The following is a 2,222-nucleotide window of genomic DNA, read 5'->3' as shown; positions in this document are numbered from 1 at the left end:
CCCTGATAATAATCCGGGTTTGCTGAAACCTCTACATACTGGTCCTTGGCAAATTTGCCGAAAGTAAACGCACCCAGGGTAACACTTGGATTCTGCATATACGCATTTGTTGCCAGGTCTGCCGGTGCCACCCCACTTAGAACATGTTCCGGCAGAAATCTTAATCTGGTCGAAAAATTATCATTGAAGTAATTCGGATCGACTGGTGTTTTCGTCTTAATCTCGAAAGTATGCTCATCGATGATTTTCAAGCCGGAAATGGCTGTCTGCCCTTCATCCAGCTTGCCTGCATCATTAAGTCCTTCGATAAATTTCAGCCGCAGCATGCTTTCCACCAGCGGATTTGCCACAAGATTAAGAGTGAATTCAACGTCTTTGGTTGTAAAAGCCTCTCCATCACTCCACTTGGCATTTGGATTAAGCTTCACAGTATAGGTCTGGCTGTCTGCACTCTCCACAGATTCCGCGAGCTTCGGCAGGAATTCAAAGTCTTCCGTAAGGGCCAGCAGGGTATCGAACATAAATCCGCTGACGAAGATCGAAGCAGCGTCTGTCAGATTAATCGGATTCAGTGTGACTGGAGGATTGACCATTCCGATATAAATCGCTTTTTCCGCTCCGGCGGAGCCGGTGCTGTCCTCAGCCGCAGCCGGTGTATTCCCGCTTTCTGAAGAACCGCAGGCAGTTACGAATAATAGCAGCAGGCAAAAGGATGCCGCAAGCAGGCTTCTGTACGTTTTTCTCATGAATGAATCCCCCTAAAAGTTTTGTGAGCCTGTCCTCTGTGAATCTGCTTCGTACAAAACTCGCTTCGGAAGCATACACTTAGTTTTGTGAGCCTGTCCTCTGTGAATCTGCTTCGTACAAAACTCGCTTCGGAAGCATACACTTAGTTTTGTGAGCCTGTCCTCTGTGAATCCGCTTCGTACAAAACTCGCTTCGAAAGCATATGCTTAGTTTTGTGAGCCTGTCTTCTATTCCTTTGGATCAATCGCATCGCGTAGTCCGTCACCGACAAAGTTGATGGCGAGCACCGTCAGCAGAATCATGATGCCGGGCGGCAGCCACAGCCAGGGCTGATCGGTCAGAACGGACAAGGATTGCGCATCCGTCAGCATGTTGCCCCAGCTGGATTTCGGCGACTGGACACCCATTCCAAGAAAGCTAAGCCCGGATTCGGCCATTATTGCTGCAGCTACCCCGAAGGTCGCATTAACAATAATCGGTCCGAGCGCATTCGGCAGAATGTGCTTAAGCATAATTCTTGACGCGCTAAGTCCGAGTGCGGTGCCGGCTTTCACATAATCCATCCCTTTCAGTGACAGTACACTTCCACGCACCAGCCGGGCTATCGCCGGCCAGGAGAACATTGCCAGCACGAGGATAATGGTAGCAAGGCTTGGGCCCAGCACACTGACTACGACAAGAATCACCATCATGAACGGAAAGGCCATGAACATATCGGTTACCCGCATCACCAGCATATCCAGCCATCCGCCGAAATAGGCAGAAGCCAGTCCAATCAGTGTGCCTACTGTTACATAGACCGCTACGGATACAAACCCGACGAGAATTGAAATCTGTGTTCCATAAATCAGCCGGCTCAGCACATCCCTGCCAACCTGGTCGGTGCCAAGCAGATACTCGGCAGACGGAGCCGCTGAGAACTCACCCGTCACCAGGTATGGATCATGAGGCGCGATCCATGGTGCGAACAAGGCAACTGCAAAGAGCAGCAGTGTGAAGATCAGCCCGGCTACAGCCAGCTTGTGCTTCTTGAATCTGCGTACAATCTGTTTGAAATTGCTTTCGGAAAACTCTTCGTTCACTTCAATACTGCCTATTCTTCCTTCGGCTAACTGCAGCCCTGTATTGGACAAGGTAACCCCTCCTTTTTATGAGTATTTGATCCGCGGATCAGCAATGGAGTACGTGATATCCGTCAGCAGATTGGAGGAGAGCACGATAACCGCAGCGGTCAGATTGAGCCCCATCAGAGTAGAATAATCCCGCGACATGATCGATTGAAGAGTCAGCTGGCCGATTCCCGGCCACTGGAAAATCTGCTCTGTAATTATCGCTCCGCCCAACAGCAGCGGAATCTCCAGACCGACAATCGTGATAATCGGAATAAGTGCATTGCGCAGGGCATGCTTATTAGTGACCAAAAATTCCTTCACCCCTTTAGCTCTTGCAGTGCGCAAGTAGTCCTGCTTCAGCAC

Annotated in this window: 3 protein-coding genes; all 3 read right to left on the bottom strand. The window is 50.0% G+C overall.

All coding sequences use genetic code 11. The annotated features are described in order from the left end of the window. On the bottom strand, nt 1–746 hold a 746-nt coding region (locus AQR02_RS33975), incomplete at its 3' end, for an ABC transporter substrate-binding protein (protein WP_245237299.1). A gap of 228 nt (nt 747–974) precedes the next feature. After that, complete coding sequence (gene opp4C / locus AQR02_RS10590) at nt 975–1,844, bottom strand: oligopeptide ABC transporter permease (protein WP_054942067.1); 870 nt, start codon at nt 1,842–1,844, stop codon at nt 975–977. A 51-nt stretch (nt 1,845–1,895) separates the two neighbouring features. Then, the coding region (locus tag AQR02_RS33970) for an ABC transporter permease (RefSeq protein WP_245237298.1) at nt 1,896–2,222 on the bottom strand (327 nt) is incomplete at its 5' end.

This window comes from Paenibacillus ihuae, assembly GCF_001368795.1.
In the GTDB taxonomy this organism is placed as follows: Bacteria; Bacillota; Bacilli; order Paenibacillales; family Paenibacillaceae; genus Paenibacillus_AQ; species Paenibacillus_AQ ihuae.
Note: the sequence above shows the minus strand (reverse complement) of the source record. Positions and strands in the feature narration are given on the sequence as shown.